The 560-nt window shown below is 69.1% G+C and carries 1 protein-coding gene; it reads left to right on the plus strand.

From position 1 onward, the window contains the following. Nucleotides 1-410, plus strand: a 410-nt coding sequence (gene tolR / locus AC1D01_RS38080) for a protein TolR (protein WP_477875190.1), incomplete at its 5' end; no start/stop codon positions are given. Nucleotides 411-560 lie beyond the last annotated feature (150 nt).

Here is a 560-nt window from a genome sequence, read left to right on the forward strand (position 1 = left end):
GCCGCGGCACGCGCCGCCGCACGATCGCCGAGATGAACATGGTGCCGTTCATCGACGTGATGCTGGTGCTGCTGATCATCTTCATGGTCAGCGCGCCGCTGATCACCACCGGCGTCGTCGACCTGCCGACCGTCGGCAGGAGCAAGCAGCAGCCGGAGCACGTGATCGAGGTCGTCGTCGGCAAGGACGAGAGCCTGAAGCTGCGCGTCGACGGCAAGGAGCCGTCGCCGCTGAAGCTCACCGCGCTGGCCGCCACCGTCAAGGAGGCGCAGGGCGGCAATGCACAGTCGCCGGTCGTGATCTCGGCCGACCGCCAGGTCAAGTACGAGGCGGTGGTGCGCGTGATGGACACGCTGCAGCGCGCCGGCGTGCTGCGCGTCGGGCTGTCGGTGAAGAACGTCGGAAGCTGATGAGCACCAGCTCCCTCCTGCACTTCCGCGAGCACGACGCGCTGCGGCCCGACAACGTCGACAGCGCCGGGGCCGGCTTCGTGTTCGCGGCCGGCGCGCACGTGCTGCTGATCACCGCGCTGGCCTTCGGCGTCAACTGGCAATCGAGCG

It is taken from the genome of Rhizobacter sp. P3_B12 (assembly GCF_056402895.1).